This window comes from Alkanindiges hydrocarboniclasticus (assembly GCF_001982605.1).
GTDB classification, from domain to species: Bacteria; Pseudomonadota; Gammaproteobacteria; order Pseudomonadales; family Moraxellaceae; genus Alkanindiges; species Alkanindiges hydrocarboniclasticus.
Genome location: NZ_MLCN01000079.1, coordinates 1 through 6846, shown reverse-complemented (window position 1 = coordinate 6846; position 6846 = coordinate 1). Strand labels below are relative to the sequence as shown.

Here is a 6846-nt window from a genome sequence, read left to right as displayed (position 1 = left end):
CATTTTCAAGTCACTTAGATGTTCAGTGCTTCACTTTATTGTAGTAGCAAGAAATTAACTTTTAGAGAAACTTATGGAAACTGTAGTGCGTCGTAGTCTAACAATTTTAATGTGTGCTGGAACTTTAATTGCTGGTACTCAATCTTGGGCAAAAGATGTATCAACCTCAAGTGCCACTAAAACGGTAAAAGCACAGGAACCTTGTACAAAACCTTGTAAAATGGAAAAAGATGACAAGACTCAGCAAGATCATAGTCAACATCAGTCTCCTAACTCATCTGACATGTCAAAAATGGATCATTCTATGATGAATATGGACCATTCTAAAATGGATCATTCAAAGATGAATATGCCTGGTAGCAATAAATAATTTTATAAATAGCGAGAAAGAAGTATTAAAGTTTATACTAAATATTTGCTTTATTACTTCAATCTTGACCTTTCTAAAGGTGAGATAGAATGTCAAAAAAGTTAAGTCATATACTCTTAATTGGAGTTGGTTTATTTTCATCAACTTGGGTAATGGCGGCAGTTAAAGAATATGATTTAACAATCGCTGAACAAACTGTAAATATCACAGGAAAACCAGTTGAGAGAATTACTGTAAATGGTAAATTCGTTGCACCACTTCTTGAATTTGAAGAAGGTGATGAGGCCGTTATCCGTGTTCACAATAAGTTAAAAAATCAGGACTCTTCAATCCATTGGCATGGCTTATTATTACCTGGAATTATGGATGGTGTACCTGGATTTAACAAATTTCATGGCATTGCCCCTAATAAAACTTATGAATATAAGTTTAAAGTCCGCCAAAATGGTACTTATTGGTATCATTCACATAGTAAAGGACAAGAACAAGACGGTTTATATGGTGCTTTTGTTATTTATCCTAAAGATAAAACTCCACTAACAGCTGCTGAAAAAACCGATAAAGATTACGTTGTTTTGCTTTCTGATTTTCATAATTCAACAAGTGATCAAATTATGAAAAATATTAAAAAAGAAGCAGACTACTATCAGAACCGCCGCGAAACAGTATTCGATGTATTAAAACAAGTTAAACGTGATGGGCTAAAAGCGACTTGGCAAGACCGTTCTATGTGGAATCAGATGCGAATGCTGAAAACAGATATGTCCGATGTCACAGGTTATACATTTTTAATGAATGGCAAGACACCTCAGCAAAATTGGACGGGCAACTTCAAAGCTGGTGAAAAAGTTCGCCTTCGTTTTATTAATGCTTCCGCTATGTCATTCTTTGATGTACGCATTCCAAACCTAAAAATGACTGTAGTCAGTGCTGATGGTCAACCTGTAAAGCCCGTTCCTGTAGATGAGTTCCGTATTGGTACTGCTGAAACTTATGATGTCATTGTTGAACCGAAACAAGCCCATTATCAAATCGAAGCTGAATCTATTGATCGTACTGGATTTTCGGTTGGAACCTTACATGAAGAAAGCAGACCAGCAGTCAAACAAATTGAGATGCCTAAGCCTCGTCCTCGTTCTTTATTGACTATGGAGGATATGGGGATGGATCATGGCTCTTCATCTGGTATGAACCATGATATGTCTTCAATGCCAAATAAGACATCTGAAGACCATTCGATGCATGGTATGAATCACGATATGTCTTCTATGAAAGGTATGGATCATGATATGTCTTCAATGAAAGATATGAATCATGATATGTCTTCTATGAAAGGCATGAATCACGATATGTCTTCTATGAAAGGCATGAATCACGATATGTCTTCTATGAAAGGTATGGATCATGATATGTCTTCTATGAAAGGTATGGATCATGATATGCCGATGAATAGCGCTACTGTTAAGGCGGCTTCAGACAAGAATGATAATACCGTATTTGGATGGGCAAATGCTTCAACACCTGAAGGTAATAAAGCATTGCAATATAGTGATTTGCAATCGTTAGATCCTCAAAAAGACACTCGTGCAGCTGAACGTGAAATAGAGATCCGTCTTGGTGGAAACATGGAGCGTTATATTTGGACAATAAATGGTAAAAAATTTAATGAAGCCGACCCACTAGTGGTGAAGTATGGTGAACGTATTCGCTTAAAATTTGTCAATGACAGTATGATGGCTCACCCAATGCACTTACATGGCATGTTTATGCAGCTTGAGAATGGTCAGGATCCAAGCAATATGCCAAACAAACATACGGTAATTGTTCCACCTGGGAAAACGATAACCACTCTACTCACAGCTGATGAGTTAGGTGAGTGGGCTATTCATTGTCACCTGCTTTACCATATGAGTGCAGGAATGATGAATAAACTCATTGTAGCTCAAGTGGAAGATGGTAATTCTACAAAGACTGTTCCTCAGTCCCAAGTAAATGAGAAGGGAGTAAATCCACATGCACATCACTAATAATTTGTTTTCAAAAACAACTTTGATGATTGCGCTATTTGGATTATCAAATCTAACGTTCGCTCAAAATGAAACGCCTGTACAAGACAGTAATATTACAAAAAATATGAAAATTCTTTTACAGGAGTCTGGTGGCTTAAGATATAGCCCCCAAGAATTGTATCCAGAATATTATTCAATGGAAAATGCAAATGGGGGAGATAATATTATTCTGACCGCAAGAAAGAGATCAGCCCCATCTAATGATGATCATCTTAAAGAACATGGCGGACAAATTTATCAAGTAACAAGACTTGAAAATGCATGGATAGTTGATGAAGACGGTAAGGGCAAACTAGGAACAAAGTTTGATACTTTAATTGGGACAGATGAAAATCGTCTATTTATTGAAGCCAATTCGGAAAAGTCAGAAAGCAGTGATATTAATTATGATATATCTGCACTCTATAGTCGTAATGTAGCCCCATTTTGGGATGTACAAGCTGGTGTAAGATATAGCGAAGATAAAAATAGCAGCAACAGTGATCGAGTTGATGGTGTTATTGGTGTATTAGGTCTAGCTCCTTATTTCTTTGAAACACAAGCATATCTTTATGGCGGTGAGAATAATTTTTGGGGAGCAAGTTTTGAATTAGAACGTGATTTGCTTTTAACTCAGAAACTTATTACTCAACCTTATATCGAAGCAGATGTAATATTTAGCGATGATTCTAACTATGCTGCAAAATCAGGTTTATCAGAACTAAAAACTGGTATCAAAACCCGATATGAGATTACTAAGCGAATTAAACCTTTTATTGATATTGCTTATCAGTATGAAAAAGGACAGCAAGATACTTTTATGCAAGAGGCTACTAATTCCGAAAAAGGGTGGAAATATGGTGCAGGCATCGAATTAGTTTTTTAAAATAGTATGATTTGGATTCATGAATGGTAGCTTCGGCTACTATTCATGAATTATTACTAGGGTGTGTTGACACTTTTAGCTTAAAAAATAGCGAAGTAGTAAAATCAAATCTTTACTATTCGCTATGCCTCGTACCATGCTGACTGTAATGGTCAAGTAAAATCAGACACAGGCATAGAGATATTGTCTACTTTTTGCTCATAATTATTTGGCGATAAATATCCTAATGTTGAATGCAATCGAATTTGATTGTAAAACACCGTGATGTAGTGGCTGACATCTTTAATCGCCTCTTGATGATTTGCATAATGTTTCTGCCACACACGTTCCATCTTCAAACTTAAGAAGAAACGCTCCATAACGGCATTGTCATAACACAGCCCTTTGTGGCTCATGCTACAATGAACCCCATACTGGCTAAGTAAATCTTGATACTGTACAGAACAATACTGGCTGCCTCTGTCTGTATGCATTATCAATCCCTCAGGCGGTTGTCGAGTATGAATTGCAACTTGTAATGCTGTACATACCAAATCCGCTGTCATACGATGAGACAGGCTATAACCTACGATTTTACGTGAGTTTAGATCGATTACGGCTGCTAAATACAACCAACCTCTTGCCGTCCAGATATATGTAATGTCAGCTACCCATACTTTATTGGGTTCAGTAGGGTTAAACTTTTGATTTAATATATTTTCAGCAACTTTCATATTGTGTTTAGAGTTTGTGGTTTTGATAAATTTACGTCGCCATGTCGTCACCAAACCTTGCTTACGCATAATGCGACGGACTTTGTATCGACCCACGCAAATTCCCTCAGCAAGTAAAGCACGTTGAATTCGACGACTGCCATAGTTCTTACCACTCAAATTAAATAGGCCACAAATACGCTCAATTAAAGTCTGATCAGAATCTGACGTCTTCGAAGCCTTTGATTGTTTATGACGATAAAGACTTGAACGATTGAGCATTAAAAGTTCGCAAACACGTTGAATTGAATGTTGAGTACATTGTTGAATTAACTTGGATTTATCTACACTGTTGGCTTGATAAAGCAAGTCATAGCCTTTTTTAGAATATCGACGTCACCTCGCAGACGCTTATTCTCTAATTCAAGTTCACGAATCCGTCTTTGCTCAGGTGTGATAGGTAATCCAATACCAGCTTTGCCCTGTAACTCAGCATCGTATTGGTTTAACCAGCGATGTACGGTGCTTTGCCCTAGATTATTATCGTTACAGACTTGGGTAATCGTCAGCCCTTGTTTACGAATCAGCTCACAAATGTGTAGTTTGTAATTTGCATCAAATTTGCGTTTAGCTTTGGTCATGTTGAGATCCTCAGTTCAGTGAAATTATATCTCTATCACACTGTCTGATTTCATTAGACCATTACAGACTTAACGGCTAAAGAATTTGCATTGCTGGAGTTATTTATGCGCAGGCGTGGAGAAGTATTGCCTCGTTCGCTTATTGCCTCTCAGGTCTGGGATATGAATTTTGATAGCGACACAAATGTAGTTGAGGTGGCCATTAAGCGGCTACGTAGCAAGATTGACAATAATTTTGATACCCGGCTTATTCAAAATATACGTGGCATGGGTTATGTGCTGGAGGTTAAGGATGACCCCGTTACTTAACGCAATTAGCTTAAGAATAAGTCTTATTTTTTCACTGTTCACTATCGTTATTTTGCTGATTATGGGCATAGTGATTCATCAATTAGTCATGCACCACTTTGAACAGCAGGATCATACGCAACTTGAGGGTAAAGTAGAACTTATCGAGAATTTGTTAAAGCAGTACCCCAATAATGATTTATTCCTGACCACACAACTTAAAGATGCGTTAGTTGGCCATCACGGGCTTATGGTACAGATCGAACGGCCGATCGGACACTTGTTGCTCAGCTCGCACCCTCCCCTCATCTCCAGTAAATTGCGCTTACAAGATGCAAAGAATCCATTGACCGAATGGCAGACTAATGGACACAATTTTCGTGGCCTGATCGTTACCAGTCCTCACACAAAATTAGCGGATAGTCATCAAATTATCCTAGGAATAGACACCACCGAACACCAACTTTTTCTAGATGATTTTCGCCAGCAGCTGTTAATTATTGGTAGTGCTGGCACCTTAACGCTTATGCTTTTAGGATGGGTTGCCGCCCGGCGAGGACTTCGCCCAGCGCATACTATGGCCAGAGTCGCTGAGGGTATTTCCGCTCAGGACTTAACAGGTCGGCTCGAAGTTAATCACATCCCGGTAGAATTAAGATCTCTGGCGATTGCCTTTAATGAAATGTTGGATCGACTGGAGTCTGCAGTAGCCAGGCTTTCTGATTTTTCTTCTGATCTAACTCATGAGCTAAGAACACCTATCAATAATTTAATGACCCAAACTCAGGTCTGCCTTTGTCGGCCAGTTGCTGATTACCTTCAGGTACTATTTTTAAGCCATGTGGTAAAACATCTTTTTCCTGTAAGTAACGATGGGTAATGCACGGTTCGGCAAAATCCATAATCAGTTCGGCTTTTTCTGCAACCTGCTCATATAAATGTTCTTGCTGGGTCGCATTATTCTGGCGATGCTGGGCAGCTTCTTTATGAAGATTACTTAAATTTAGACGGCACAAAGTCTTCTGGGTTTTCTGGGGCATTGAGCAATGCTTCTTTTAATAATGTTCCCAAGAGATTAGCCTCCTGATATCGCTGAAACTTACGGGCATACGTAGGGTTGGTCTTTAGATTAGCACTGATCTTAAAATGAATGCGATGCTGCTCATGCCGTAACTCAGCATTGCGTTGGGCTTCGGTACGTTTGGTTTTCTCATTTTCTGGCCGATCCGTCATGGCGAACCTACTCCTTTGCGATCAGATGCCGATACGTGTATTGTGCCATATCTATAGGCAATGCGGACAAGGTGCAGGGCTTAAATGATGAGGCCTGTTCAGCAGGTAGCGCAAACACCCCAAAAGCCCTGCCAGAATCGGCATGGCGCTGAATCACCAGGATGGTAGGTAAAAACTGGTTGTTCTGATAAAGCTTTAAAGGGCCTTTTTGCGGATTACTGGACAGCAGGCTGCGAATTTTGTAGGGACCAAACAAGATGGTACGAACAGCGATTAAACGCACCGTGAGTTGCTGCTCTTTAAAACGTCGATACAGCTGGCGTAAGGACGCTAAATAATCAGTGGCCTGACTTGAAAATTGTGATGCATTAACCGGATGGCCACAGAAAATATTCAAGATGATTCGGGCAATATCACGCGAGATATTAAATTCTGTATTGGTCTTGGTCACAAGGCCATTAAAATAATAGTTTAGCGTTTCTTCTGCTGACACCGCCTGTAAAACCGAGAGCGCTTGCCCTTGAGGGTCAGTATGGGTTACTGACTTACGATGCTGAAAAATCTTGATTTCACTTTGCAACTGATCCTGCTCATACACCTGTAATATCGCATAGCCTTCCCGGGGTCGATGCTGTTCATCCGTGGGGCTTAAGGCAGCTATGAGACTTTGATGATTAGAACTTTGCTG

Annotated in this window: 6 protein-coding genes and 2 pseudogenes; 5 read left to right on the top strand and 3 right to left on the bottom strand. The window is 39.3% G+C overall.

What is annotated here, in order from left to right; genetic code table 11:
- Nucleotides 1-73 precede the first annotated feature (73 nt).
- The 3 genes from BKE30_RS15530 (at nucleotide 74) to BKE30_RS15520 (ending at nucleotide 3304) form a co-directional block, all read left to right on the top strand.
- Entirely contained in the window at nucleotides 74-370 is a 297-nt protein-coding gene (locus BKE30_RS15530) for a hypothetical protein (protein ID WP_076879458.1), read from the top strand.
- 89 nt (nucleotides 371-459) lie between these two features.
- On the top strand, nucleotides 460-2397 hold the full coding sequence (locus BKE30_RS15525) for a multicopper oxidase domain-containing protein (protein ID WP_076879457.1): 1938 nt from the start codon (nucleotides 460-462) through the stop codon (nucleotides 2395-2397).
- The gene (locus BKE30_RS15520) at nucleotides 2384-3304 is read left to right on the top strand and encodes a copper resistance protein B (RefSeq protein WP_076879456.1); all 921 of its coding nucleotides are present in this window, start codon (nucleotides 2384-2386) and stop codon (nucleotides 3302-3304) included. Before BKE30_RS15525 ends, BKE30_RS15520 begins: the two co-directional genes overlap by 14 nt.
- Before the next feature lie 152 nt (nucleotides 3305-3456).
- Here the strand turns inward: BKE30_RS15520 and BKE30_RS15515 are convergent.
- A protein-coding gene (locus BKE30_RS15515) for an IS3 family transposase (RefSeq protein ID WP_227518427.1) occupies nucleotides 3457-4637 on the bottom strand; the annotation gives its coding sequence in 2 pieces (ribosomal slippage) (nucleotides 3457-4373 and nucleotides 4373-4637; 1182 coding nt in all).
- Nucleotides 4638-4703: 66 nt separating this feature from the next.
- Between BKE30_RS15515 and BKE30_RS16235 the strand changes: the two are divergent.
- Both BKE30_RS16235 and BKE30_RS15500 read left to right on the top strand, forming a co-directional pair.
- A pseudogene (locus BKE30_RS16235) lies at nucleotides 4704-4946 on the top strand (winged helix-turn-helix domain-containing protein); the annotation flags it as partial.
- Nucleotides 4930-5757, top strand: a pseudogene (locus tag BKE30_RS15500) (HAMP domain-containing protein); the annotation flags it as partial. The pseudogenes BKE30_RS16235 and BKE30_RS15500, both read left to right, overlap by 17 nt.
- A gap of 161 nt (nucleotides 5758-5918) precedes the next feature.
- Here BKE30_RS15500 and BKE30_RS15495 read toward each other — a convergent pair.
- Both BKE30_RS15495 and BKE30_RS16130 read right to left on the bottom strand, forming a co-directional pair.
- Nucleotides 5919-6158 carry a hypothetical protein gene (locus tag BKE30_RS15495; protein WP_076879453.1) on the bottom strand — a complete coding sequence of 80 codons (240 nt, stop codon included), beginning with the start codon at nucleotides 6156-6158 and terminating at the stop codon, nucleotides 5919-5921.
- A gap of 7 nt (nucleotides 6159-6165) precedes the next feature.
- Nucleotides 6166-6846: hypothetical protein (locus BKE30_RS16130; protein ID WP_158073215.1), on the bottom strand; the 681-nt coding region annotated here is incomplete at its 5' end.